The 26191-nt window shown below is 52.3% G+C and carries 27 protein-coding genes; 12 read left to right on the top strand and 15 right to left on the bottom strand.

Translation table 11 applies throughout. From position 1 onward, the window contains the following. Positions 1-14: 14 nt before the first annotated feature. The 6 genes from arnD to pqqU form a co-directional block, all read right to left on the bottom strand. Positions 15-899, bottom strand: a complete 885-nt coding sequence (gene arnD / locus AC3RPL_RS13955) for a 4-deoxy-4-formamido-L-arabinose-phosphoundecaprenol deformylase (protein WP_034941789.1) — start codon at positions 897-899, stop codon at positions 15-17. Next, complete coding sequence (gene arnA / locus AC3RPL_RS13960; protein WP_490740443.1) at positions 896-2878, bottom strand: bifunctional UDP-4-amino-4-deoxy-L-arabinose formyltransferase/UDP-glucuronic acid oxidase ArnA; 1983 nt, start codon at positions 2876-2878, stop codon at positions 896-898. Before arnA ends, arnD begins: the two co-directional genes overlap by 4 nt. Next, positions 2878-3858, bottom strand: a complete 981-nt coding sequence (gene arnC, locus AC3RPL_RS13965) for an undecaprenyl-phosphate 4-deoxy-4-formamido-L-arabinose transferase (protein ID WP_490740444.1) — start codon at positions 3856-3858, stop codon at positions 2878-2880. The genes arnA and arnC overlap by 1 nt, the downstream gene beginning before the upstream one ends. Then, positions 3848-4999, bottom strand: a complete 1152-nt coding sequence (gene arnB / locus AC3RPL_RS13970; protein ID WP_490740445.1) for a UDP-4-amino-4-deoxy-L-arabinose aminotransferase — start codon at positions 4997-4999, stop codon at positions 3848-3850. Before arnB ends, arnC begins: the two co-directional genes overlap by 11 nt. Positions 5000-5742: 743 nt before the next feature. Then, a complete protein-coding gene (locus tag AC3RPL_RS13975; protein WP_490740446.1) occupies positions 5743-8136 on the bottom strand; it encodes a glucose/quinate/shikimate family membrane-bound PQQ-dependent dehydrogenase in 2394 nt (797 codons plus the stop codon). Positions 8137-8279: 143 nt separating this feature from the next. Then, on the bottom strand, positions 8280-10310 hold the full coding sequence (pqqU, locus tag AC3RPL_RS13980) for a TonB-dependent receptor PqqU (protein WP_490740447.1): 2031 nt from the start codon (positions 10308-10310) through the stop codon (positions 8280-8282). A gap of 760 nt (positions 10311-11070) precedes the next feature. Here pqqU and AC3RPL_RS13985 point away from each other — a divergent pair. From AC3RPL_RS13985 to AC3RPL_RS13995, 3 genes are all read left to right on the top strand, one after another. Further along, entirely contained in the window at positions 11071-11442 is a 372-nt protein-coding gene (locus AC3RPL_RS13985) for a hypothetical protein (protein WP_490740448.1), read from the top strand. A gap of 12 nt (positions 11443-11454) precedes the next feature. Next, positions 11455-12594 carry an iron-containing alcohol dehydrogenase gene (locus AC3RPL_RS13990; RefSeq protein WP_490740449.1) on the top strand — a complete coding sequence of 380 codons (1140 nt, stop codon included), beginning with the start codon at positions 11455-11457 and terminating at the stop codon, positions 12592-12594. Positions 12595-12783: 189 nt separating this feature from the next. Continuing rightward, positions 12784-13191, top strand: a complete 408-nt coding sequence (locus tag AC3RPL_RS13995) for an RcnB family protein (RefSeq protein WP_490740450.1) — start codon at positions 12784-12786, stop codon at positions 13189-13191. 296 nt (positions 13192-13487) lie between these two features. Here AC3RPL_RS13995 and AC3RPL_RS14000 read toward each other — a convergent pair whose 3' ends face one another. Both AC3RPL_RS14000 and AC3RPL_RS14005 read right to left on the bottom strand, forming a co-directional pair. Further along, positions 13488-13934 (bottom strand): RcnB family protein, encoded by a 447-nt coding sequence (locus AC3RPL_RS14000; protein WP_261642749.1) that lies wholly within the window; start codon positions 13932-13934, stop codon positions 13488-13490. Between the two features lie 190 nt (positions 13935-14124). Then, complete coding sequence (locus AC3RPL_RS14005) at positions 14125-14619, bottom strand: DUF1198 family protein (RefSeq protein ID WP_490740451.1); 495 nt, start codon at positions 14617-14619, stop codon at positions 14125-14127. A 197-nt stretch (positions 14620-14816) separates the two neighbouring features. Between AC3RPL_RS14005 and AC3RPL_RS14010 the strand changes: the two genes are divergently transcribed. After that, complete coding sequence (locus AC3RPL_RS14010) at positions 14817-14978, top strand: hypothetical protein (RefSeq protein WP_490740452.1); 162 nt, start codon at positions 14817-14819, stop codon at positions 14976-14978. Positions 14979-15266: 288 nt separating this feature from the next. Here AC3RPL_RS14010 and AC3RPL_RS14015 read toward each other — a convergent pair whose 3' ends face one another. After that, positions 15267-16226: a chemotaxis protein gene (locus tag AC3RPL_RS14015; RefSeq protein WP_490740453.1), complete on the bottom strand. Its 960-nt coding sequence runs from the start codon at positions 16224-16226 to the stop codon at positions 15267-15269. A gap of 255 nt (positions 16227-16481) precedes the next feature. On the opposite strand from AC3RPL_RS14015, the gene AC3RPL_RS14020 reads away from it, so the two are divergent. Further along, a complete protein-coding gene (locus AC3RPL_RS14020) occupies positions 16482-17195 on the top strand; it encodes a DUF554 domain-containing protein (protein WP_490740454.1) in 714 nt (237 codons plus the stop codon). Positions 17196-17240: 45 nt separating this feature from the next. Here AC3RPL_RS14020 and AC3RPL_RS14025 read toward each other — a convergent pair whose 3' ends face one another. Then, a complete protein-coding gene (locus AC3RPL_RS14025) occupies positions 17241-17579 on the bottom strand; it encodes a hypothetical protein (protein ID WP_490740455.1) in 339 nt (112 codons plus the stop codon). 273 nt (positions 17580-17852) lie between these two features. Between AC3RPL_RS14025 and AC3RPL_RS14030 the strand changes: the two genes are divergently transcribed. Then, positions 17853-17951, top strand: a complete 99-nt coding sequence (locus tag AC3RPL_RS14030) for a YoaK family small membrane protein (RefSeq protein WP_152542878.1) — start codon at positions 17853-17855, stop codon at positions 17949-17951. Positions 17952-18066: 115 nt separating this feature from the next. Here the strand turns inward: AC3RPL_RS14030 and AC3RPL_RS14035 are convergent, their stop codons facing one another. Further along, the gene (locus tag AC3RPL_RS14035; protein ID WP_490740456.1) at positions 18067-18432 is read right to left on the bottom strand and encodes a hypothetical protein; all 366 of its coding nucleotides are present in this window, start codon (positions 18430-18432) and stop codon (positions 18067-18069) included. Between the two features lie 474 nt (positions 18433-18906). Between AC3RPL_RS14035 and AC3RPL_RS14040 the strand changes: the two genes are divergently transcribed. The 3 genes from AC3RPL_RS14040 to speG all read left to right on the top strand — a co-directional run bounded on the left by AC3RPL_RS14040 (position 18907) and on the right by speG (position 21408). Further along, positions 18907-19185 (top strand): hypothetical protein, encoded by a 279-nt coding sequence (locus AC3RPL_RS14040; protein WP_490740457.1) that lies wholly within the window; start codon positions 18907-18909, stop codon positions 19183-19185. A 642-nt stretch (positions 19186-19827) separates the two neighbouring features. Next, the gene (locus tag AC3RPL_RS14045) at positions 19828-20694 is read left to right on the top strand and encodes a nucleoside-specific channel-forming protein Tsx (RefSeq protein WP_490740458.1); all 867 of its coding nucleotides are present in this window, start codon (positions 19828-19830) and stop codon (positions 20692-20694) included. A gap of 147 nt (positions 20695-20841) precedes the next feature. Then, entirely contained in the window at positions 20842-21408 is a 567-nt protein-coding gene (gene speG, locus AC3RPL_RS14050; protein ID WP_490740459.1) for a spermidine N1-acetyltransferase, read from the top strand. Positions 21409-21443: 35 nt separating this feature from the next. Here speG and AC3RPL_RS14055 read toward each other — a convergent pair whose 3' ends face one another. The 4 genes from AC3RPL_RS14055 to AC3RPL_RS14070 form a co-directional block, all read right to left on the bottom strand. Further along, the gene (locus AC3RPL_RS14055; protein WP_490740460.1) at positions 21444-21863 is read right to left on the bottom strand and encodes a hypothetical protein; all 420 of its coding nucleotides are present in this window, start codon (positions 21861-21863) and stop codon (positions 21444-21446) included. A 106-nt stretch (positions 21864-21969) separates the two neighbouring features. Then, positions 21970-22902, bottom strand: coding sequence for a homocysteine S-methyltransferase (mmuM, locus tag AC3RPL_RS14060; RefSeq protein ID WP_490740461.1), 933 nt, complete (start codon positions 22900-22902; stop codon positions 21970-21972). Between the two features lie 16 nt (positions 22903-22918). Next, a complete protein-coding gene (gene mmuP / locus AC3RPL_RS14065; protein WP_490740462.1) occupies positions 22919-24295 on the bottom strand; it encodes an S-methylmethionine permease in 1377 nt (458 codons plus the stop codon). A gap of 157 nt (positions 24296-24452) precedes the next feature. Next, positions 24453-24788 (bottom strand): DUF2002 family protein, encoded by a 336-nt coding sequence (locus AC3RPL_RS14070; protein ID WP_490740463.1) that lies wholly within the window; start codon positions 24786-24788, stop codon positions 24453-24455. A gap of 160 nt (positions 24789-24948) precedes the next feature. Between AC3RPL_RS14070 and AC3RPL_RS14075 the strand changes: the two genes are divergently transcribed. The 3 genes from AC3RPL_RS14075 to nrdI all read left to right on the top strand — a co-directional run bounded on the left by AC3RPL_RS14075 (position 24949) and on the right by nrdI (position 26173). Continuing rightward, positions 24949-25266, top strand: a complete 318-nt coding sequence (locus AC3RPL_RS14075) for a DUF883 family protein (protein WP_490740464.1) — start codon at positions 24949-24951, stop codon at positions 25264-25266. 252 nt (positions 25267-25518) lie between these two features. Next, on the top strand, positions 25519-25761 hold the full coding sequence (nrdH, locus tag AC3RPL_RS14080; protein ID WP_261642764.1) for a glutaredoxin-like protein NrdH: 243 nt from the start codon (positions 25519-25521) through the stop codon (positions 25759-25761). Positions 25762-25765: 4 nt separating this feature from the next. Next, positions 25766-26173, top strand: coding sequence for a class Ib ribonucleoside-diphosphate reductase assembly flavoprotein NrdI (gene nrdI / locus AC3RPL_RS14085; RefSeq protein ID WP_490740465.1), 408 nt, complete (start codon positions 25766-25768; stop codon positions 26171-26173). Positions 26174-26191 lie beyond the last annotated feature (18 nt).

Genomic DNA, 26191 nt, shown 5'->3' on the forward strand with positions numbered 1-26191 from the left:
CAAAATTACTCAACTTATTGCTGGCATCCGAGCCATCCCTCACGGCCAGGGAGACTACCCCGGACTATTTTTCCTGTCGGCAGGCTGGACAGGTCTTCAGGCAACAGCTCGCTCAGCGGGCAGAACTGTATATCCGCCTGCGCCGCCAGCGTCAGCAGATCGCTGAACAGATCGCTCATCACAATCCCTTCCACTTCCGCATGAATGGTGTAAACCGGCGTACCGCGATCCTGCTGGATCTGGTCGATGATAAAGGCGTTAAAATCCTCTTTACTGACCGTCGATCCGACCACTTCATCCCAGGTCGGCAGGGTCACCGGAATTTGCACCGTGCCGGTGCTGCCATCACTTAATAACGGCAGAAACGGCGTCGTGCCACGGCAGTCGCTGTTGTAGTGGAAATGAAAACCTTCTTTGGCATCAACGGTGCGCTGATCGGCCCGCCAGCCAGCGACGGCAGAACAGGTAACCGGCTGTTCAGAGATGACACTCAGCGCATCGCGACCCAGTCGGATCTGGCGCGTCAGCTGCTCAGGCGGCCAGACGCCCGCCCAGGTTTGCCAGGCAAAATGATCCCAGGCATGCAGGCCCACTTCATGATGATCCACCGTGGCATTAATGATTTCTGCCAGCCCTTTGCCAATGTTGCGCCCCGGCCAGGCAGTACCGGCCAGCAGGATATCCCAGCCGTACAGCGAGGCGGCATTGGAACGCAACATTTTCCACAGGAATTTCGGCTTCAGCAGACGCCATAAATGGCGTCCCATGTTATCCGGCCCGACGCTGAAGAAAAAAGTGGCCTGAGTGCGATGTAAACTGAGGATTTCCAGCAGCTTTGGCACCCCATCACGGGTGCCCCGCCACGTATCAACATCTATACGGAGGCCAACTTTTCTCATTTGCTCTCTTCCACCCCGTCAACGGTACGCAGGAAGAAGTCCAGCGTGGCGTCGATGGTTTTATCCATCGTCACCTCCGGCGTCCAGTTCAGCAGACGGCGGGCATTGCGGATAGCCGGTTTGCGGTGCTCCACGTCCTGATAACCTTTGCCGTAATAGCTGCTGCTCTCGACATCACGGAAACCGGCAAACGGTGGAAACTGGTTGCGCAGCGGGTGACGTTCAAAGCTTGCCAGCAGCTGTTCAGCCAGCTCTTTAATACTGGCTTCGTTGTCCGGGTTGCCAATATTGATGATCTGTCCGTCGCAGTTATTGTTTTTATTTTCAATAATGCGGAACAGTGCTTCCACACCGTCGCTGATGTCGGTAAAGCAACGTTTCTGTTTGCCGCCGTCGATCAGCTTGATCGGTGAGCCTTCGACCAGGTTGAGGATCAGTTCGGTGATAGCGCGTGAACTGCCAATGCGTGCGGCATTGAGGTTATCCAGACGCGGTCCCATCCAGTTGAACGGACGGAACAGGGTGAAGCGCAGCCCCTCTTTGTCACCGTAGGCCCAGATAACCCTGTCGAGCAATTGCTTGGAGACGGAGTAGATCCAGCGTTGCTTGTTGATCGGCCCCACCACCAGGTTGGAGCTGTCCTCATCGAAGTTCGGATCGGTACACATGCCGTACACTTCAGAGGTGGAAGGGAAAATGATGCGTTTTTTGTATTTCACGCAGTCGCGGATAATCTTCAGATTCTCTTCAAAATCGAGTTCAAATACGCGCAGCGGGTTGCGGGTATATTCGATTGGTGTGGCAATCGCCACCAGCGGCAGGATCACATCGCATTTTTTAATGTGATACTCAATCCATTCGGAGTGAATGCTGATATCGCCTTCCACGAACTGGAAACGGGGATGACCGACAAAACGGCTGATGGCGTCAGAACCGATGTCCAGGCCATAAATATCGAAGTTGTCATCTTTAAGCAGGCGCTCGGTCAGATGATTACCGATAAAACCATTAACGCCGAGGATCAGTACGCGGGTGCGACGTTTGACGGCGGTCACCGGCTGATTTCTCAGCAGAGCACCGCTGACCAGACCCAGCGTTTGGGCCAGTTGCGATCCCTGCATGTAGACGCCGTTTTCGCTCTGTCCGGTCACCACCTCCAGCGCGCCCTGACCACAGGCGACGATCAGCGGGCTGACCGACAGCACCGTCCCGGCTTTCGCGGCAGGCTGATCGTGACGAACCTTACCTTTCCAGACGAGGAATTTTGCAGAGCCAACATAGCCGAAAGCGCCCGGCCACGGCTCAGTCACCGCGCGGACCAGATTGTTGACCACCTCAGCAGGCTGTGACCAGTCGATACGGCCATCTTCCGGTTTGCGACGACCAACTACCGTCGCCTGACTGTGGTCCTGCGCTTTACCGCTCAGCTGGCCTGCCTTCAGGGCAGGCAGGCTGTCAGCCAGCAGTTGTTCGGCGGTGGCGTTCAGTTTGCGGTGCAGCGTCAGGGCGTTATCTTCGGCGGTGATCGACACGCGCTCCTGCGCCATGATGTCGCCAGCGTCAGCGCGCGCGGTCATCCGATGAAGGGTGACACCGGTTTCGCTTTCACCATTGACCAACACCCAGTTCAGTGGAGCACGACCACGGTATTTTGGCAGCAGTGAACCATGCAGGTTATAGGCCCCGGAAGAGGCGCAGCTGAGGATCTCTTCACACAACAGGTTACGATAATAAAAGGAGAAGATCGCTTCAGGGGCCATCGCCTTGATGCGATCGATCCACAATGGATGATTGACGTCTTCCGGCGCAAAAACCGGGATGCCCAGCTCAGCAGCGGTGCGAGCAACAGAGGCAAAAAAAGGATTTTCCGCAGCAGAATCTGCGTGGGTGAAGATAGCCTCAATCTGATAGCCAGCCTTAACCAGTGCATTGATACCAATGCAGCCCATATCGTGATAGGCAAAGACAACTGCTTTCATTATTTATCGTCCTCAGTGGAGACGGGATGGGAAGAATTGATCACACGCTGAATAAAGTAACGGGGACGGGCGCGAACATCGTTGTAAATACGGCCGATGTACTCGCCCAGTAGTCCCATACCGACAAATTGCGCGCCGATAAAGATAAACAGCACGGCAAACAGCATGAATACGCCATCAGCAGCCCACTGCGGACCCAGGAAGAGGCGTAAACCGATCAACAACAAAGAAAACGCAAACCCGGTCAGCGCGATCATGCTGCCCACCACGCTGAGCATCCGCAACGGCGTGGTGGTCAGACAGGTTACCAGGTCATACATCAGATTTATCAGCCGCATCAGGCTGTATTTTGAGTCGCCAAACTCGCGCTCCGCATGCAGTACCGGGATCTCAATCGCCCGGCGGGCAAAGGTATTAGCCAGAATGGGAATAAAGGTGCTGCGTTCGTGGCAGTGCAACATGGCATCAATAATGTGGCGACGGTAGGCACGTAACATGCAGCCATAGTCACCCATTGCTTTGCCGGTGGTGCGCTGGATCAGGTGGTTGATCAGCCGTGAAGCCTTCTTGCGGAACCAGCTGTCCTGCCGGTTCTGACGCACGGTGCCCACCACGTCATAGCCTTCCTGCGCGGTAGCAACCAGACGCGGGATCTCTTCCGGAGGATTTTGTAAATCGGCGTCCAGCGTGATGATCAAATCCCCACTGACATGGCTGAAGCCCGCCATAATGGCCGAATGCTGACCATAGTTACGGTTGAGCAGTACGGCAACGATATGGCTGCCCTCTTCTTCTGCGGCGGTGGTCAACATCGCCGCAGAGTTGTCACTGCTGCCGTCATCAACCAGCAGAATTTCGTAATCCATCGGCAGCTGCGCGCAGGCAGCATCAGTACGACGGAGCAATTCGGGCAGGCTTTCCTGTTCGTTGTAAACGGGGATTACCACGGAGACTTTGTTAATCGGCTGTTCAGCAGTCATGAAATTTCTCGGCGATATCATGCAGCGCAGCAATTACGCGACTGACATCTTCATCGGTCATTGTAGGAAATAGTGGGATGGAACAAATACGCGCCGAGTTCCACTCGGTAGCCGGTAGCGACAGCGCAGGAAAACGCTCGCGATAATATTTCTGGGTGTGGGCCGCGCGGAAGTGCAGTCCGGTGCCGATATTGCGCGCTTTCAGCTCCTGCATCAGTTCATCACGGCTCAGCCCGCAGCGTTGCGGGTCAACGCGGATGATAAACAGATGCCAGGCATGTTGATGCGGCCAGCATGGCTGAGCCAGCGGCAGAAAAGGTGTGTCCGCCAGCTCGCGCAGGTAACGCTGAGCAATCGCTTCGCGGCGGCCATTCATTTCTGACAATTTATCCAGCTGCACCAGGGCAATAGCCGCGTTGATATCCGCCAGATTGTATTTGTAACCCGGGGTAATAACTTCAGCCTGCGGCGCACGTCCGTGCGTCTGGCGGTCAAAGGCGTCAACGCCCAGTCCATGAAACTTCAGGCTACGAATACGATTTGCCAGTGTTTCATCATCGGTCACCACCAGGCCACCTTCAGCACAGGTCATATTTTTAATGGCATGGAAGGAGAAGATGGCCGTACCCGTCGCGCCGACATGATGCCCCTGATAATACGTACCCGCCGCATGGGCCGCGTCATCAATGACCGGGATGCCATAGCGCCTGCCCAGCTCATGAATAGCGTCGATATCCGCCGGGGCTCCGGCATAATGCACGGGAATAATCGCTTTGGTCCGGGGAGTAATCGCCGCTTCAATTAGCGCCGGAGTGACCATCAAGGTATCAGGGTCAACATCGATCATTACCGGCTCAGCGCCCAGCAATGCAATCATATTCAGCGTGGAAACCCAGGTCAGTGAGGGAGAGATGACTTCATCTCCGGCACCAATGCCCAGCGCCATCAAAGTAACATGCATCCCGGCCGTAGCCGAACTGACCGCTATCGCATGTTGGTTGCCAGTGAGTTCACAAAATGCTTTTTCCAACTGTTGGTTTTTCGGGCCAGTGGTAATCCAGCCGGAACGAAGTACTTCACTGACCGCAGCCAGTTCGGCTTCGCCCATTGCCGGGCGGGAAAAGGGGAGAAATTCGGACATTATCAAACTTCCTTAAACAGTCACCTGAGTTAACTTTAACAGAATGTGCGATTTGCACATCTGGTTATTTAGATAACCCCTTGAAATAGCACCAGCATCACTTTAACAACGTGACGACAACCTCATGTTATTATCGCCCCGCTTTTTTGTTATCTCTGGCTTCAGCCAGGCGCGAATCATTGTGGCATGTTGTCAACTGCGCTGATTCAACATTTCATGAACGATAGAGCATATTTCTTAATTGAAAATTAAGAGAAGGCAGATAAAAGTAAATCAGCGGAATTTAAGCGGTGCCGTTCATAAAGCGTTCAGATGGCAACATAAAATGGCCACGCAGATTTAATTTGTTGATCAACAAGGATTTAAAAAAACTATTTTTTGTTTATCTCCATGTGGCTGTCAAATAGTGTTACTGCCCTGCAAAACCCGGCTCCGTGGTGCAAAAAGCCGCCCTCACTCAGGCCTGGCAACATAACGAAAACCGGTCAAAAAAATGTTTGTCACAATGTAAATAAAAACTCACTTTTTAACAGTTACCGAATGAGGGAGTTTCCCACTCAGCGATAATCGGATCGTTCGACAGCGCCCATTACCCTGTTTAGCCTCGCGACACCGGCTGACACCGCTGCCGGTTTCAGTTACGGCAAATTAAATCTGAGCGGTTTTTTTCCACAAAAAAAGGGCAACCGAATCAGGGTTGCCCTTTTGTCTTTATCGGCACATCTCAGTGCCGTGGGTGTTGATTATTTCCCGGCATTGTCAGGCAGGGCATAAGCAATAATGTAATCGCCCAGTTTGGTGCCGAATGAGCCATGACCACCGGCAGCAATCAGCACATACTGTTTGCCGTTCACTTCATAGGTCATTGGCGTTGACTGACCGCCCGCAGGCAGGCGGGCTTCCCACAGGGCTTTGCCGTCGGTGACGTTGAACGCACGCAGGTAGTTATCTGCCGTGGCTGCGATAAACATCACATTACCCGCGGTAGAGATCGGTCCGCCCAGCATCGGCATCCCCATTTTAAACGGCAGTGGCAGCGGTGAGCTGTCACGTACCGTACCGATGCGTTTTTTCCACACAATATCGTTGGTTTTCAGATCAACTGCGGAAATGTAGCCCCATGATGGCTGCTTACAGGGTAAACCCAGCGGAGAGAGGAACGGGTTGAGCGTCACGCCGTAAGGCACACCATATTGTGGCTGAACACCCGTTTCCGTGCCGCTGCCGCCTTTATCATTTTTATCCGGCCACATCGGATTGTTCGGACCGCGTGGGATCAGACGTGAAACGAACGGCAGCGCCATAGGATTGGTCACCGCGATCTGACGATCTGTATCCACAGAGATGCCGCCCCACTCGAACATGCCCAGATTTCCCGGGAACACCAGGGTGCCCTGCTCTGAAGGTGGTGTGAACGGGCCCTCATAGCGCAGACGGTGGAACATCACCCGGCAGACCAGCTGATCGTAAACCGTGGCACCCCACATGTCCGCGCCGCTGAGGTTTTTCTTCGGACGGTAGGTCAGTTCCGAGTAAGGCTGGGTTGCAGAGAGACGATCGCCCTTTGCCGCGCCCTGAGGCACTGGCGTTTCCGGAGCAGGCACGACTGTTTTACCCGTGCGTCTGTCCAGCACAAAAATGTTGCCGGTTTTCGCCGGGACATAGACCACCGGTACGATATTGCCATTCTGGTCCGTGATATCAGCCAGCGTCGGCTGCGCCGGTACATCCATATCCCACAGATCGTGGTGAACCGTCTGGTAGAACCACGCCAGTTTACCGGTGGTGGCATTCAGCGCCAGCAGGCCACTGGCAAAACGCTCCATTTCTGGCGTGCGGTTGCCACCCCAGATATCCGGTGTCGCTACCCCAATCGGCAGGTATACCAGATCCAGCCGGGCATCATAAGCCGCCGGTGCCCATGAATTCGGGGAGTTGGCGGTATACTGCTGCTCACCCTGCGGCAGGATGTTCGGATCTTTAGCCCCGGTATCAAATGCCCACAGCAGCTTACCGCTGTTAACATCGAAACCGCGAATCACCCCGGAGGGTTCTTTGGTTGAGTAGTTATCGGTGACCGCACCCGCGATAACGATGGTCTTATCGGTGACGATCGGTGGCGAGGTTGGCTCATAAGCACCGGCACGCGTATTCGGCATGTTCTGTTGCAGGTTCAGTTTGCCGTTGTCACCAAACTCCGGGCAGAGTGCGCCGGTTTCTGCATCCAGCGCGTAGAGGTTGCCGTCGTTAACCGGCAGGAATACGCGGCGTGAACAGAGTGCGGGCTTGCCACCAGCAGAGGTTGCTACCGCGTCAGGGCTGGCATGATAAGAGACGCCACGACAGGTAACATGCTGGAAGGAAGGATCGGTTTTCAGCTGAGGATCAAATTTCCACTTCTCTTTGCCGGTAGCAGCATCGAGCGCAAACAGGATCTGGTGTGGCGTACAAAGATAAAGAGAATCACCAATTTTAATCGGCGTCACCTCATCCGTCATCTCACCCGGATCGCTGGGGCGCTTCATGTCGCCAGTACGGAAAGTCCAGGCTTCCTGCAACTGACCGACGTTTTTGTCGTTAATCTGGCTCAGCGGCGAATAGCGCGTCCCCCCCTGAGTACGACCATAGGCAGGCCAGTCCCCGGCCGCCACGCCATCAGCAGATTTGCCGATCTCAGCTGCCTGCGGCGCGCTGAGTGAACCATTGATTTCCTGCGGATCGTTGAACACCGAGTAAGCCAGCGCAATCACCGTCACCACCAGCACCAGGCTCAGCGCGCCACGGGCGAAGGCTCCCTGAGACAGGCCACGGTAGACAAATGGCAGCACCAGCCACAGGCCGAGGAAGAATGTAACGTCCAGTCGTGGCGTCAGCGCCCAGAAATCAGGCCCCACTTCCCACAGTGACCAGACCAGCGTCGCCAGCAGAAACAGCGCATAAAGCAGCAGCGCAGAGGAGCGACGACGAAACAGCAGCCAGGCAACAATCAGTTCAGCCACACCTGCGATGATGTAATAAAACGAGCCGCCCAGCTTTGCCAGCCAGACACCGCCAGCGAGCAGATATAGCCCACTGAGTGCGGCAAACACAGCCGTCAGGATCACGAGAATTCGTGATACCGGTGCTTTACTTTGCATAGTTTGAACCTTCCCCAAAATTAACGTCTGCGATTCAGCGCTGAGGTTGAATCGTAATAAAAACCGGTTTCATACTGATTATCCATCCCGGTATTTTGTGCCTGACCGACTCCGCCGATCAGGGCGTTCTTCGCTCAGCTGACTCAGAAAGTGTAAGTCAGCGTCGCCCCGACACCGTAATTGCGTCCCGGTGCCGGCTCGTAATAACGACCATTCCCTTCGTTGACGATCACTGAACCGACGTATTCTTTATCGAACAGGTTGTCCACGCGTGCGAAGGTATCGAGCGACCACTTGTTCCAGTTAAAAAGATAGCCGCCATTCAGACTGGTGACGGTATAAGACGGTGCTTTCGCGTCGTTGGCGTCATCAGCGGCAATGCTGCTCATGTAACGCATTTCTGCCCCGGCATGCCAGCCAACGGGCAAAGCCCAGCCCAACGAGGCATAGCCCATATTGCGTGCCACGCCGGGCAGCCGGTTTCCCGCTGGCGTACAGCTGCCATCATCGTTACAGGTTTGATTGCGGTAGGTTGCATCCAGCAGCGTCCAGGCCATTTTCATCTGCCAGTTTTCAGCAACCTGTTGATCCAACGACAGTTCCAGCCCACGGCGGCGGGTTTTTCCGGCATTTTTGTACACTGAACGGCCATTACTGCTCTCCGCCACCACCAGCTCGTTATCCGTACTGGTCTGGAACAGCGCCGCAGTAAACAGCCCGTAGCCGACACGGGTCTTGCTGCCCAGTTCAACAGTGTCGCTGGTCGCCGGTTTCAGCCCCAGATTGAGGCCGGTTGCGGTGCCGCTGATGGAGCGGTATGAGAGTTCATTAATGGTGGGGGTTTCAAAACCGTGTCCGGCGGAAAAATAGAGATTTGACGCATCGGTCAGCGCGTAGTTCAGCGATCCCATCGGCAGCAGCTGATGGTAGCGGCGGCTACCGCTGTCATCGCCGTTGCCCGTGGTGACATAATAATCTGTCGAATTAAAACTGACGGTGCTGTACCGCATCCCGGCGTCAAGCGTCCATTTTGGCGTCAGCTTCCAGCTGGTTTGCAGATAAGGGTCGAGGTTCCACATCAGATTCTTTTCGTTGCGCCGTAAATCGCCCTTCTCACCCAGCACGGTACTGCCGTTAACCGTCACAAAGTTCTGAAAACCCTGGCGGCGTTCGGTCATGGTTTCATAATCCACGCCAGCGGTCAGGCTGAATGGCACGGAGCCAAGCTGGTCATCATGTTTCCAGCGCGTATCCACGCCGGAATATTTACGCTCCAGCACAATCACCCCACCCGGATAAGCCGGATTGCGCTGGGTGCTGAGCGGGATGGACTGGTACTGCGTGGTATGACGCTCGCCATGCCAGCTGGTCAGGGTCAGCTGATCCTGCTCGCTGAGGTCACGCTGATAGCGCAGACCAACCTGCGTCTGGTCGAGACTTTTGCGGGTGTTATACAGCGAACCTCGCGGCGACTGACGTGGATTTGCCTGCCATTCGGCGCGGGTCAGTCCACCCGGATCGTTAGCATCGACGGAAACAGAGTTAAACATCAGCGTCAGGGTGCTGACGTCATCAATACGCACCCTGAAATTACCGTTGCCCAGGTTTTTCTGCGTACCGCTCTGGTCGCGAAAGCCACGGGTTGTGAAGCGCGAAGCGGAAATGTTGTAGCTGACATCACCCGCATGGCTGCCGTCGCCGGTCGCACCGCTGGCTTTTACACTGTTACGCCAGCTGCCATAGCTGCCGTAATAGGTGCCTGCGGTCAGGGTGGCAGGCTGGCTGCCGGTTTCGCTTTCAATGTTAACTACACCACCGGAAGCGTTGCCGTACAGCGCCGAATAAGGTCCGCGCAGTACTTCAACCCGATCTATGGAGTTGATATCAATGTTTGAGGTTTGTCCCTGACCATCTGGCATGGTGGCCGGAATACCATCAACATAAACACGAACGCCGCGAACACCATACATGGCGCGACTGCCAAAACCGCGCACCGACAGTTGCAGATCCTGCGCATAATTCTGGCGATTCTGAATCTGCAAGCCTGGCACACTGGCCAGTGACTCAGACAAATTAATCTGTGGTGTGCTGCTGCGCAGAGCCTGTCCATTGACCACGCTGACAGCGGCAGGCGTGTCCAGCTCCGACAAGCCGTTACGCTCTCTGATGACCATCAGCGAGCCCTCCTGCGGCGTAGAAGTATCAACAGTGGCTGAACGGGCAAAGGCCGTTGAGGGCTGCAAGAGAAACAGCGGTGTTAACAGTAAGAAAGAGGTTTTGTTGTCCACGGGATCGGTTCGATTGATAAAGTTTAACCGCCAGAAAGCTTCTCAACCTGACGTCCGGAAGAACACCTGTCCAGCCTGGACGCCGCGCCGGGAAGCGCGAATGCATCAATGCAGAACAAAGTATATAAACTGTTGCCAGATTTGCCGCTTAACCATAATAAAAATGTGCATAAGGTGATTTTCAGCGAAAAATCGACTGCATTTGATAAATCGAACAGCGGAAAGTAGCAAAAACGGCGGCGATTGTAGCACCCAATTATTCCTGTGCGAACTGTTGTTACGGAATTTGCTGAATTGATTCACCAGAAAGACACGAATTGATCATATTCTCACTACATTACTTATATCGCCCTGATTTATGTGCGGTTAACAGCCGTTTCCCAGGTCGCACGGCGGTAAAACAGTGAGTTTACATCCGCAGCCGTAAAGAGAACCGGTCATCTTGCCCGACATCTGATTACCCGGGCAGACCAGGCGGGTTAGCTAAGAGAGGAATCGGCACTTGTTAAGATCCGGCTATACTTAGACCCTGTTCCATCGGTCATTGTTAACATCAGCAGATCTCGGAGGCCGCACTGTTTCCTGCTGATAAGCCGGGGTCGGACGGAACAGCTCCCCTGAACTTCCATCATGATAAGGACGTTATATGCGCTGGCAGCATGGCAAAAAATCCGTACTCTCTGTGGTGCTCTCTCTTGTCACCCTGCTGATCCTGGCAGGCTGTTCGTCCGGGAAAAAGAGTATGGTCTGCGAGGGCAAGGTTCAGACGCTCTCCGGCCAGAATAAAGGCACCGTAAGCGGAAAAATCGTCGACCTGTTCAGCTCATTCAGTGTGGAAACCGACGATTTGCATCTGGAAAGCGGTCCGCTGCAATCCTTTGACCGTCAGAAATATATTCCTTCCGCAGTGACCAGAGAGGGCTGGCTGGTGCAGCGCCTTTCTGATACCCGCTTCAGTATAATCAATGCACCCCAAGATATGATGATCACTTTCAGTTGTCCGTCGCGCACGTTGTAATAAGGATTAAATATGATTGCCAGCCAGATGATTGCTAACCGACAAACCTTTTTTGGCCAGGGAAGCCTGAAGCAGTTGCAGCCGCTGCTGGCTGATACCCCCATGCCCACGCTGCTGTTCTGCGGTCGTTCCTTCCTGCAAGGCCCGGCATGGCAGGCGGAAAAGTCCGGACTTGAAGCGCAATTCGTTGGTCATGAAATCGTCAGCCACGAAGCCTCCCCTGCAGAAATTGATGCCTGGGTGACACGCTGGCGAGGCAAGGTCAGTCGGGTGGTCGCTGTTGGCGGTGGCAGCGTGCTCGATGCGGCCAAAGCTTTTGCCGCTATGAGTCAGCATCCGCCTGGCACCCTGCGCTATCTGGAAAAAGTAGGGGATACGCCGGTGAGTGGTGAAACATTGCCACTGATTGCCATCCCTACCACTGCCGGGACCGGCAGCGAAGTGACGCAAAACGCCGTGGTGACTGACAAAACCGGGCATAAAGTCAAAGCCTCGCTGCGCCACCCCAATTTTGTGCCACAGATTGCCATTCTTGATGCTGATTTGCTTCGCGGAGCGCCTTTGCAGGTGCTGGTCTGTTGTGCTGTTGACGCCTTTACCCATCTTTTTGAAGCCTGGCTATCCTGCAAAGGCAATTTGCTGAGCCGCCAGACGGCATTAAACGGCATGCGCGCCTTTTTTCGTGGCTGGCCGTATCTGGACAGGCAGGATGCGCAGGGTGATGAAGCCCGAGAACAGATGCTGCTGGCATCCTGGCTGGGAGGGCAAAGCCTGAGTATGGCAGGGCTGGGCGTTATTCATGGTATCGCGGGCGAGCTGGGCGCCATTAAAGATTATCATCACGGTGAAGTCTGTGGCCGCCTGCTGCTGCCGTTTCTGCAATTGCTCAATCAAACAGAGAATCAGCAGCAACAGGCGCTGATGGCCGATCTGGCTGCGGCACTGTTTCCCGGCTTTACCCTTCCCCCGGCCAGAATGCTAGCAGAATGGCTGAAGGATACGGCGGTCACACCGTTCTGGCTGGATGCACCGACACTTGACGCAGCGGAAGTTGACTGGATCCTGGCGCGCTCAAACAGTAAAAACTCGCTGGTCACTTACAGCAGAGAGCAGCAACGCATCATGCTGGAGCAGGCTTTTTCCGTGCGCTGATGGCAGCCCCCCTGTCGCCGCCCTCACATCTGGCAGTAACCGTGGAGGCGGCGGTCTGCTTTTGCAATGAAAGTGTAAATTTTTCGTTAAAAACAGCATTATCAGCCTTAGTCGACTTGTCCTTCTGTTTACAGCCTCCAGAATTGACAACGTCAATCAATACAATGAGTTCATTTCAGGAAAAATCAGATGAAAAAATCTGGCATTATTGCGCTCAGTGCGCTGCTGTTAGCATCAACCAGCTTCAGCACTTTTGCTGAAGGCCCACAGCCCGGTCAGGACCAGCAGCAACAGATTAAACGCCCACCACAGGGGCAACAGCAAAACGATCGGCACAATGACCAGCCGCAACACAACGGTCAACCGCAACATGAAGGCGATCGCCGTCAGGCCCAGCATCGTCAACCCCAGCCACAATTCCGCAAAGGCCATGCTCTGGAAGCCAGATATCGCGGCGACGGTTACCGGGTAAACGACTGGCAAAAACACGGGCTGAAAGCGCCGCCTCCGGGGCATCGCTGGCAGAACGTTGACGGTAACTATGTGCTGATTGCTGTCGCAACCGGCGTCATCACCTCAGTTATTGCCCACCAGTAATCCCGCATTAAACGCTGGCTCATTGCGGGCCAGCGTTTTACCGCCTGTATCATTCCCCCGGTAACCGACAGCGCTTATCCACCACAGAATTGGCTATCTGTTCGGAAACGCACGCCGGAACCTGTACCTGCACAAATATTCAACAGTATGGTTGTCTGTCGGGCATTCAGGCAGCAAAGCCGGTTCGAAACGGGTGGTCAACTGGATGAATAATGAGAACGGCGGAAAAGGTAAGGAAAGATGAGGTCTGACGGGGATGACAAAGAGCCGGCCCCCGCAGAGGCCGACAGTGGGAATTAGTTGTAGACGCTGTTTAACAGGATGGCAGTTATCACGCCGGTAGCTGCCGCGATAAGTACATAGTTGCCATCAATGTAGGCCCAGTGCTCACCGCGAGGCGGTTGACGCAGACCACGTTCGCGCCAGTCATTGATGCGGTAGCCATCTCCTCTGAATTCCGGTGGCAGAGGACGACCACGACGGAAATCATGGCCCTGCCAGGCAAAACGATCGCGTTCTTCAAAGTGACGACGATCCGGGCCACGGCTGTCATGGCGGTGATAATCACCCCGGTCGTCATGTCCCCGATCCGGGCCACGGCCAGGACCGTTATCACCATGTCTGTCGTGACCCCCCTGTTGCTGCCACGGCTGTCCCGGAGGGCCATCAGCCTGAGTAACACCAGAGAACAACGTGCTTGCTGTAAAAACAGTCATCAAAAGTGCCAGGGTCGTTTTTTTCATGGTTATATCCTCGTTTTGCTAACGGCTTCTGTTACGCCGTTGAGAGACACTATCGACTACCCGGCGAGATTAAAATATCTCTAAATATCCTAAAACTTCCGGTATTACCGTACTTTACCAGAGTTTATCGAAATCATTACATTGTGTGCAAATTAAGGATTTCAGGCCAGCTAACAGAGTAGCCGGCGGGTCAGTGGAGACGGGTGTGGGAATGAATGGAATAAACGTTGCTGGCTTCACCAGCCCCTGTATCCGCAACGTTGGCAAAACGGCTGTTGTAGCGCAGACGAAAAGCGTGCATCTCCTGAGCATCCGGCTCCAGTTCCCGTAAAAAGACCAGCGCCAGCCGCAGATGTTCACTGGATATTTCGGTCGGCAAACGGGCTTTGCGTAATATCCCGCGCCAGAACGTCAGGCTCTCTTCGGACTCATCAACCAGAAACAGCTGATAAATCATTAATACTGTTGCCGCGTTACTTAAATGGGCCTCGTTATCTCGGGCAAGGTAAGCAACAAACTCGTCGCCAGCCGGATGCCCCATCAACGCTATCAGCGATTCGACCCAGACCGGATCAATATTCAGACGTCTGGTTAATGCTCTGGAAGCGCGACGCACCTGCGAGTTGAGGACACGAAAACCCACAATGAACACCACAACCAGGGTCAGCAACATCAGCCAGATCATTCAACATCCATTAAAAAATACCGTCCGGCGGTATTAAGATAATCACAAAGGTTGACAGAGTAGCAGCCGTTATCTGTGCAGACAACCTGATACGCCCGGTAGCACCATGCAGCGAACGCTGATGACAGGATAAGATCGGCTCAACTTCCTGTTTAGCCGATATACTGCCGCGCACATGAGCAAAACAAGGAGTGTACATGTCAATTTATATTATTACTGCTATTCCGTTTTTCATTGTCTCGCTGGTATTGCTGGTTCTGGCGGCAAAGCGAAGAAATGGTGTTTTTCTTTCACTCGGTCTGAGCTTTATGCTGACCGCTGTCGTCAACGGGCTGGTTGGGCTGAGCATCGGAGGATAGCGTTTTCAATGCCAGGCCCGGCAGGCGCTGCCATTAAGATAGTCCTGCGCTCTCTGGTTAATTATTCAGTAATGTAAAACAGAACGATAATAAGCTGCCGCGTATTCGGTGCGGGAAGGGTAATCCGTAAAGAAAACGCCTGAATGCTGAGCCTTCATTGCGCACTACGGGCAAAAGACCAGCCTGACAAAATAAGCGGAGAATGTTTGCTGATGACTCCGCTTATTGTTGCTACCAGATTGCGGCTGAAGCCGTGCAGTTGAATCTGAACCAACCGCACTGTTTCAGTCAGCGTGGCACATTCTCCAGCACCTTGTGGATCACCGAGGAAAGTTCATTGATTTCGAACTTGGCCACATAACCGTTGGCTCCCACCTTACGAACGTGGTCCTCATTGGCGCTTCCGGACAGGGATGAATGGATAACGACCGGAATATCACGCAGGCGCTGATCGGTTTTAATATTGCGCGTCAGGGTAAAACCATCCATCTCCGGCATTTCCAGATCGGTCAGCACCATTGCTATCTTGTCATGAATCGACTGGCCATCGGCAATCGCCTGTTGATCCATTTGTTTGATCTTTTCCCAGGCTTCCAGACCGGTGACGTGCATCAGTGCAGGAATACCCATCGCCTTCAATCCCTGCTCCAGCATCTGACGGGCCACTTTCGAGTCTTCCGCCACGATGGCAACTGCGCCGGGTTTGATATTGAAGGAATCGAGTTTGATATCGCCCTCTTTTACCTCACGGACGGAAGGGATGACGTCGTTGAGGATCTGCTCAACGTCAAGCACCAGCGCCATACTGTTAGTTTTGCTGTCAAGGCAGGCAATACTGGTAATGTTGCGGCTGCTGACTCCCGACTCGGCGGTATGAATCTGACTCCAGTCAAGGCGCACAATGTCGTCAACCGATTCGACAGCAAACGCCTGGGTACTGCGGGCGTACTCTGTCACCAGTAGCAGGTTCAGACCGGTTTCCGGCGTACAGCCTGCAACAGCAGGCAGATCAATAACCGGGATAAACTGTCCCCGGATATTAGCCATACCAAGCAGCGGCGACTTCATCCCGGCAGCTTTGGTAATGTTTGGCATGGGCACTATTTCACGCAGTTTGAATACGTTGATGCCAAACAGTTCGGGTTTCGATTCGTTACTGTCCGAGCCTAAACGAAACAGCAGAAGTTCAAACTTGTTGGATAAGGCGAGATTCGCTCTCTCATCAATCTCTTTTTGAAAATTATCCATCTCTACCTCTGGGTTATTTTTCTGGTTATGCGCCAGCCGCAATGGTGCACGCAGGCAGGGACAGAGCTTTTTCTGTCGGGCAGACGTGGCACATCGAGTCACACAATCTGTTTATCGGCAGCAGTAAAAAAAAGTACAGTGCAGTAGCGTATTAATTGTATACAACGTCAATGGTACTGGCGCTTAAGCGGCGACATCAGTATCGACGGCGTAAAGCGAAGCGGATTCATCAGGTTATTACATCAGGAGAATGAGATGTTTACGGGACCCATAGTCAACAGTATTACCATCATTGCAGGCGGGCTGGCAGGTGGCTTTCTTGGTACAAAAATGCCGGAAAGACTGCGTGAAGCACTGCCTTTGACTTTTGGCCTTGCCTCTATGGCGCTTGGCATCGTGCTGTTAGTTAAAATCGACAGTATGCCGGTGGTTATCCTGTCGATGATTCTGGGAGCTGCCATCGGCGAACTGATCTATCTCGAACAATATATTGCCAGAATGGGCAATCTCGCCAGGGGAATCGCTGCTAAGCTGGCACCGGATACGGGTATGGAGCAAAGCGTCTTTAGCGAAAAATTCGTCGCCATTCTGGTCCTGTTCTGCGCCAGCGGTACAGGCATTATTGGTGCCATGACCGAAGGGATGAGCCACGATTCTGAAATCCTGTATGTCAAAGCGATCATGGATCTTTTTACCGCCGCCATTTTTGCCACCGTACTGGGATACTCGGTGGCATTAATCTTTATTCCTCAGTGGATAATTCAGTTTTTAATCGCTTCAGCGGCCGTGTTTATTCTGCCGCATACCACGCCGGCCATGCTGGCTGATTTCACCGCAGCCGGTGGATTTATTATGCTGGCAGCAGGATTTCGTATCAGTGGCATCAAATCTCTGCCGGTAGGTAATTTATTGCCGGGGTTAGTGCTGGTTATGCCACTCTCGTGGCTCTGGCGCGTATTCATTCAGTAAGGAAAAGATGGCCACCTTAATTCCAGGGGGGCCATTTTACTGCCATTAATTCATCGTTTTGCAATCGTAGTCGCCAGAAATACGAACTGGCTGGCTGGGTGTCGGCACCACTTCAACATGCAGCGTAGCGACACCCTGCTGATAACGGTTCTCCATCGCCAGCTTGCCCGGCGCCCGGGTATTTTTAACAATCCAGTGATATCTGACATTGTCAGTGTCGCCCGTTTTGCCGGTCCAGGTTGTTTTCACCCTGGTGGCTTTTGCATGATTAACCAGAAATACGCCAGGCTGCGGCGTATCAATGGTAAAAGGTCCACACTCTACGATGGCTGTGGCATAAGAAGTAAAAGAGAGCAGACAGCAGGCTACTGCAAATCGAAACATAGTCCGGAGCCCTTAGTAAGGTGACTTTTTCACCGCCAGTTTAGGCAATACTGGATAAACTTCCACTAATTAAATTGTAAGCCACAAGGTAAGATGTATCGTTTACTGTTCAGCAGACAGTAAAGGACCTTTTCACAGGCGGGGGATAAATTGAAACATCTGTTCATTCCGATAATGCTGGTTATTCTGGCTTTGGTTGTCGTTTTCTATTTGATGACCGATGGTCGCTACCCCTGGTAGCAACTTTTAGTGATTTGATTAGAGGAGATAAATTTGAAAATTGGTTATTTGTTTCCGGCAGCCGTCGGTATTGCGGGGATCACCTTATTAATCTGGTTTATCGCCAGCGGAGCCTGGATGCCAGGCGCCTGAGCCCGCAAAACAAAAACCCTACCTCCGGGCGTCCTCCTGCAACTGTTGAAGCACATCCAGCTTCAGCGATTCGCAGGAGGAAGGGGTAAATCCGCGTCATTCTGCCGTTAATCGTTCACGAACTGAAGTACTGCTGGCAACGATTCATCATTGCTGATAAGGCCGCCTGAGACGGCTGGTCGTTCTTACCAAAGTAATAAGTGACGCTGGTTTGATCGCCAGACGCGATCATATCTATCCATGCCACCACCGTTGACTGTTGATTATAAAGATTAAAGCGTCTGATACCGCCAGGCAGAGGATCATCCTCTCTCAGCATTAATTGATGTTGAAAGGCCGAGACGCTCAGGCAATCAGAAACCCGTAACAGACTGGCTGAGAAATCGACTTCTTCCATCCCTGGATTACTACCAACCTTGCCGAGATCAACACAGCCTGTCAGCACCAGTAACGTAGTAATTAAGAACACCTTTCTGAACATTATTTTCTCCTTAAGGCACTATTTTTTCTTACTGCCGATAAAATAAAAATGTACCGTTTTGTGTTTCAGATGAGGATTAAATCACCTCGCTCAACAGGATGATGTTTGGCACACCCTTTAATTTTGTTCAGAAAATCCGCAGGCGTGAGCAACACATCAATATGTAAATATTATTCAACAAACGGTGCCAATTAAAGGTATTTAACATCAGGTGATTTTATTTCAAAAATAATAAACCTGCCAACTCCACTCTCCGTAAGAAATAATTCCCAAACAACAAGATAGTTTAAATAAAGAAGAGCACCAGTTATTGCCAGTAATAAATAAAAACACCATGACTTATATCAATCAAATGAATCATTATAAAAAATTAACAATAATCTTATACAATCTTATCTGTTGGAACTCATTAACATCGATTAACATTGACCGCGCTGTAATCAGGATATTTATCTACTTTTAAGGAGAATTGTAATGAGAGAATTAAATTGCATTGAAGTAAGTCTGGTTAGCGGTGCCGGAACCAGTGAGGTGGTCAGCAGTCTGAATACGGTTATGGAAACCATTTCAACGACTCTGGCAAGTACTGTTGAGTCTCTTACCAGCGCAACAGACAGCAGAGAAATTTCCGGACTGTTCCGTAAAGTCATGAGCCTGACAGGTTTGTATACCAAATTAACTTTTATTACTAATCTGTTATCCTCCACCATTACTGATTCAAGCTCTTCAGAAGAAACTGTTACTGAAGCATAAGATATTTTCTGAGCAGCAATAAGATATTATCTTATATTCTGTCACCTAATCCGGGTCAGATGGATTTTATTCTGACCCGGACTGACTCAGGTTATATCGTGCTGAGTTTAAACCCCTGATATCTTTTCTCTTCCTGACTTATCACTTCTCCTTCCCACTGGCTCACAGCCATTCCCTTTTGCCCGTCGGTCAGAAAAGAGCCTTTTTTCCGGCAGCGTATAAGGAGCGAGCTCAGCTATCCGGGCCTGCGCGGTGTGGCGTTTCAACATCATTTATTCTTATTACTGAATTCCTGCCTGCAGCTGTACTTCGTGCCGTTATCAGGGTTTGTATGACCTGCCAGCCACACCGGGCTTTAACGTCACCGCTCAATACTTCCAGGCGAGCTAATGACATCAGATTTTTCAGCCTAATTCTTTTTTGTGATAAAAATCACATTTTCATTGAATGAAAATGAAACAAGCTTTGACAATTGTGAGCAATCTCGATTTCCTTAACCACGGATGATACAAGATCAACATGGCATCCGGCGCGGGTGTTTTCTGTTGTTAAAACAGCAATCCACTTCTCTCCTGATAACAATTTATCTGTGCCCACGATTCTGCCTGTGCAGAAGAGGGGGTCATAAGCATTGGTAATATAATGAAATATAAAATTGTGATGGCTGGCGCACTGGCTGCGCTCTCTTACAGTGCCTCTTCGCTTGCTGCAACTGACAACGCTGAATACGTTTCTGACTGGTGGCATCAGAGCGCCAACGTGGTCGGAAGTTATCACACCCGTTTCGGGCCTCAGCTGAATAATGATGTTTATCTGGAATACGAAGCCTTTGCCAGAAAAGACTGGTTAGATTTTTATGGCTACGTGGATGTGCCTAAATTTTTCGGGGCAGGAAACGGTAATGACCGGGGAATATGGGATAAAGGCTCACCGCTGTTTATGGAAATTGAACCGCGTTTTTCCATCGACAAGCTGACTGATACCGACCTGAGTTTCGGTCCGTTTAAAGAGTGGTACTTTGCCAATAACTATATTTTTGATATGGGACGTAACAGTGCCAACCGCCAGAATACCTGGTATATGGGGCTGGGAACCGATATCGATACTCACTCTGACGTCGGCCTGTCACTAAATGTTTATGCCAAATATCAGTGGGAAAATTACGGCGCGGCAAACGAAAACAGTTGGGATGGTTACCGCTTCAAGGTGAAATATTTCGTCCCTCTGACCAGTTTGTGGGGCGGTAAACTCACCTATATAGGCTTTACCAACTTTGACTGGGGTTCGGATTTACGTGATAAGTCTGATGCTTCCCGTACCAGTAATTCTGTGGCCTCCAGCCATATTCTTTCCCTGGGCTACGATCACTGGCATTACTCTTTTGTCGCACGCTGGTTCCACAATGGCGGCCAGTGGGCTGATGGTCAGGAACTGAACTTTGGCAATGGTCCGTTTGAGGTGAAATCAACCGGCTGGGGTTACTACCTGGTGGTTGGCTACAACTTCTGATCTGACTTAATCAATCCTCAACCGCCAGCCACTTTATCCGGCTGGCGGTGTAAATGTTTGATCTCACTCAGCTCTCCACCCGTGCCATTTCACCCCGCCAGATTTATACTTTTCCCCGCAATAATGCGTCAGCAACAAGGAAAATTTATGTATGCCATTCATACCGACCAGGGGGTAAAACTTCGTCCACTGGAGCGGGAGGATTTGCGATTCGTTCATCAGCTTGATAACAATGCCAGCGTGATGCGTTACTGGTTTGAAGAACCTTATGAAGCTTTTGTAGAACTGACCGATCTTTATGACAAGCATATCCACGACCAGACCGAACGCCGTTTCGTGGTGGAGTATGAAGGTGAAAAGGCCGGCCTGGTTGAACTGGTTGAGATCAATCACATTCACCGCCGCGCAGAGTTTATGATCATCATCGCGCCCAGCCACCAGGGCAAAGGACTGGCGGGTAAAGCGGTACGGCTGGCGATGGATTACGGCTTCTCAGTTCTGAATCTTTACAAGCTCTATCTGAGCGTGGATAAAGAGAATCACAAGGCCATCCATATCTATTCCAAACTGGGATTTGAGGTTGAAGGCGAGTTAATCCACGAATTTTTTATTAACGGCGAATATCGCAACACTATCCGCATGTGTATTTTCCAACAGCAGTATCTGGCGCTGTACAAGCCACCTCAGGCGATGGTGCGACCGGCGGCACAATAAACGCTGAGGGGCATACAGGACGAATGCCCCATTATTCAGCTGCGTGCGCCCACCGGATTCATCACGGTTTGCACTTTAGGTGGTTCAATGTTGTACATCCCGCCATTGAAAGGATCAACAATCAACCACCCCGGAAAACCACCGAGGGGAATATTGCCGAGGATATACCAGAGATTAGGCGTCTCTTTTAACGGAATGGTTTGCGGCACATAACCGGCACGTTCCAGCTGAAGCGTGTATTTTTTCTTACCAAAATAGCTGCCGTCCGATTTTTCCAGCGTCACAGTCTTTGGCGTCACCCCTTCTGCCACCGCCCTGCCCGTTTCATCCTGCACGACAAATTTCACTCCCTGTGGCCAGGTCTGAATCGCCACGTCCTGGGTTTTATTTCCAACAATGGTTGCACACCCGCTCAGCCACCACGCTGAAGCCAGTGCCAGTAACAGCATTTTCATAAAGGTTCCTGAGCAGTAGAAGTCAGATAAGTCTAAACGCAGTACGGCGGGTTTTCATTATTAACGCCCGACAACTTCGGGCGTTATAAAGCAAATTTCCAGTCTGTTATCGCGGGTGGCAGCACCGGGCAATCGCGGCAATATCCGCTGGCGTGGTTCGGCAGCACCCCCCGATGAGTTTTGCGCCCAGCTGTTGCCAGGAGGGAAGAAAATCAGTCAGCGAGCAGGAAGACGCCTCACTGTGCCATGTTTTACTGATGGCATCGTACTGTTCACCTGAATTGGGATATACCACCAGCGGCTTAGCCGTCAGGGAGGATAAGGTCTGCAATGCAGGCGTTACCTCATCGAGTGCAATACAGTTAACCCCCAACGCCACGGCCTGTGGACAGCTGTCCAGCAAGGCAACCAGCTGGCTTAACGGCGTCCCGTCGCTCAGATGCTGGCTATCACGCAGGGTGAAGGTAAACCAGGCTGGCGTGGAGGGAAATTCCTTCAGCAGCGTGACCAACGCGTCGATTTCAGCATATGAAGGCAGGGTTTCACAGGCAAGGATATCCACTCCCGCGTCAACCAGAGCACGGATACGCGGACGATGGAAATCCATCATCTGCGGCGCTGGCAGGGAATAATCCCCCCGGTATTCTGAGCCATCAGCCAGAAATGCGCCGTAAGGCCCGACCGAACCGGCAATCAGCAAGGCTGCCTGAGGATGCCCGGCAAGGTAATCTGCTCTGGCGCGGCAGGCCAGTTCCACGCTACGGGCGATCAGCTGGAGCGAATCAGCTTCACTGAGTCCTCTTTGGGCAAATCCCTGCGGTGTGGCCTGATAGCTGGCGGTAATCGCCACCTGCGCTCCCGCATTGAAATAATCAAGGTGCACCTGGTAAATCAGCTCCGGGTTTTCAATTAGCACCTTAGCTGACCACAGTGCATCGGTCAGATCGCAGCCACGAGCTTCCAGCTCGGTCGCCATCGCACCATCCAGAACCAGTCCGGCGGACACCTGCTGTTGTACGGTAAGAGTCGTGTCTGGCATGTTAACCCTCTCCTGTTCAGTTGCGTTTATTCAGCCGCTGCGTCAAATAATAAGCAGCGTAGCACAGCGCCACAAAAGGCAGGCCGCAGTACAGAGCAATGCGCTGCGACGGGTCGAATGCCAGCCCCACACAGGCCAGCAGACACAGCAGAAAGCCAAGAATCGGCGTCAGCGGATACCAGGGCGCACGATATTTCAGGCTGGAAAGCGAATTGCCTTCTTTCAGATGCGCCCGACGGAAAAAATAGTGTGAGGCGCAGATGCTCAGCCACACTGCCACCACCGCAAAGCCGGAGATAGCCGAAAGTGCGACAAAGACGGTATCGGGTGCCACCACGCTGGAAAAGAGTGCCAGCAGGCCGCCCAGCATACTGACGGATATGGCGGTGAGCGGGATACCCCGGCGGGTCAGTCTGGCAAAGCAGCGCGGCAGCGTTTGCTGATTGGAGAGTGACCAGAGCATGCGACCAGAGGCATACAGACCCGAGTTGGCGGCGGAGAGGATGGCCGTCAGGATCACAAAGTTAAAAATATCTGCTGCCCAGGGAATACCGATTTTTTCAAACACCAGCACAAACGGGCTTTTCACGATCCCGGCCTGATCCATGGGGATCAGTGCGGCAAGCACCAGCACCGTACCAATAAAAAAGATGATCAAACGCGCTACCGTGGTGCGGATAGCGATGGGCAGGACCTGATGCGGATTTTCTGTCTCCCCCGCCGCAATGCCGATCAATTCGGTGCCAGAGAAAGCAAAGTTAACCGCCACCATGGTCATCAGGATCGGCAACACGCCATGCGGCAGCCAGCCGGAGGCGCTCAGATTATGGAAAAACGGCGCACTGCTGCCATCTTTCATCGGAATAAAGCCGAACATCGCTCCTGCACCCAACACGATAAATGCCAGAATGGTGATCACTTTTATTACCGAGAACCAGAATTCACCTTCGGCAAAAAAGCGGGAGGAGATGACGTTAAGGACAAAAATCATCACGCAGAACAGCAGGCACCACAGCCAGACCGGCGTTTGTGGAAACCAGTACTGCATACAGAAGCCAGCGGCGGTAAGGCTGGAGCCGAGCGCCACAGTCCAGGTCAGCCAGTACAACCAGGCAACGGTATAACCGGTGGCCGGACTGAGATAGCGGGCAGCATAGACGTGAAAAGCGCCGGTTTCAGGCATTGCCACAGACAGCTCGCCGAGGCTGAGCATCACCAGGTACACCACCAGCGCGCCAATCAGGTAAGCCAGCAGTGTGCCGGCGGCTCCCGTGGTGGAAATAATGTAGCCGGTATTAAAAAACAGCCCGGTACCGATGACGCCGCCAAGGGAAAGCATCACCAGATGGCGGGTTTTCATACTGCGTTTAAACTGCTGGGTTGTATCCTGCATCACTGTGATATCCGTACAGACGTCTGAACTTCCACATGGCTCAGCGTTATACCGATTCTTAAGCCGTAAAGCAACGCCACAGTGTGTGGGGTAAACGCAGTCAGGTGGGGGGATTCACACCGCTCTGGTCAGAGCGGCGACAGTTATGGCGGTGTGCCTAATCGAACATCTGGGCGAGATAGCGCTCCAACGCGGCACGTGAACTGAAGCCATGGGGAATGCCGTAATGACCGTGATCATCGCCGGCAAGATACATCGGGAACTGCACATAATGTTCACAGGTTTTGATATCTGAAGCAGGCTCAGCAAAGCTGTGGCTTTTCTCTTTCAGTGTGGGATGGATAACCAGTGCAGTCCGTCCCATCCGCGCTTCACGATTGACGTAAACGTAATTGTCGCCACGACGATATCCGTAAGTTTTAGCAGTAACGGCATCCATCTCAAATCCCGCTTTTTCCAGTACACGGGCAACCTCATCAGGGCGTAAATACATACCTTTTCCTCTGAACTGACAACCCGGCAACTTTACAACAGCATGAATGTTGAACGCTTTCGGAATAATCCAGAAAGGTGACCTTTTCTGGTCCGGGCCACTAAAAATCGCTGCTGTGGTCTACAGTTAATAGTACGTTTCATTTCCAGGGGAGAGAAAAATGTTTAAACGGAAAGCTAAAAACGATGCTGTTGATATCAGTCAGGACGTAAGCAATCTGGCCGATACCCTTGACGATTTGCTGAAATCTTATGGTAGCAAAACCAAAGAGGATGTTGATTCCGCACGCGCAAAAGCTGAATCATTGTTGAAAGAAACACGGGCAAAACTGGGAGGCCATAACCGCGTCACTCAGGCGGCAAGAGATGCCGGTGAGCAGGTCGATGCTTATCTACGCGACAGGCCGTGGCATGGTGTCGGCGCCGCGCTGGGCATTCTTGTGGGAGCACTGATCGCCACAACCACCTCACGTCATTAATTTCCCCCGATTCACAAATAATATCCCCGCCTGCGGGGATTTTTTTTGCCTGCCATTACAGCTTCACATCAGGGCTGATCACGCTTACTCAGAGAAATCTTAAAGGCCTGCATATTGCGGGGTTGCAATTACCATGAACTATATCTAGTATCTTAAAACCAGTCAGAACGCTATATATAGTATCCATCTGGCAACGGCAGCAAAAAACAGGCCTGACACGACGTCAACTTAATCAGAGGGTAAATACGAATCATGCGCATTATTATTTATACTAAAAATAATTGTGTCCAGTGCAATGCGACAAAAAATGCAATGGATAAGCAAGGTATTGATTACCAGCTGATTAATCTTGATGTGGACCCTGCGGCTGTGGAAACCCTGAAATCTCTTGGCTATCGTCAGGTGCCGGTGGTGATGGCTGAACAGGATCACTGGAGCGGTTTCCGCCCGGACAAAATTTCAGCTTTGCGTCAGCTGTCAGCCGTGCAGGGCTGAATCGGTGTCGACGCTGGTTTATTTCTCCAGCCAGTCGGAAAATACGCATCGTTTTGTCATGCGCACCGGCCTGCCAGCCCTGCGCATCCCTCTGAACAATCAACAGCCTTTTACCGTCAGTGAACCCTATATTCTGGTCGTGCCAAGCTATGGTGGCGGCTCCACCAGAGGCGCTGTTCCTGCGCAGGTAATCCGATTCTTAAACGATGCCGCTAATCGCCAGTTGATCCGTGGGGTCATTGCCGCCGGCAACCGTAATTTTGGCGAAGGCTTCTGTCTGGCTGGCAGCATCATCGCACACAAATGTCAGGTGCCCTGTCTGTATCGCTTCGAGCTGCTTGGCACGAGCGAAGACATCGCCAACGTATCTCAGGGAGTAACCGAATTTTGGCTGCGACAGAAAGTACAGTGATCACCCCTAATCCGGCGG

This window comes from Erwinia papayae (assembly GCF_058241465.1).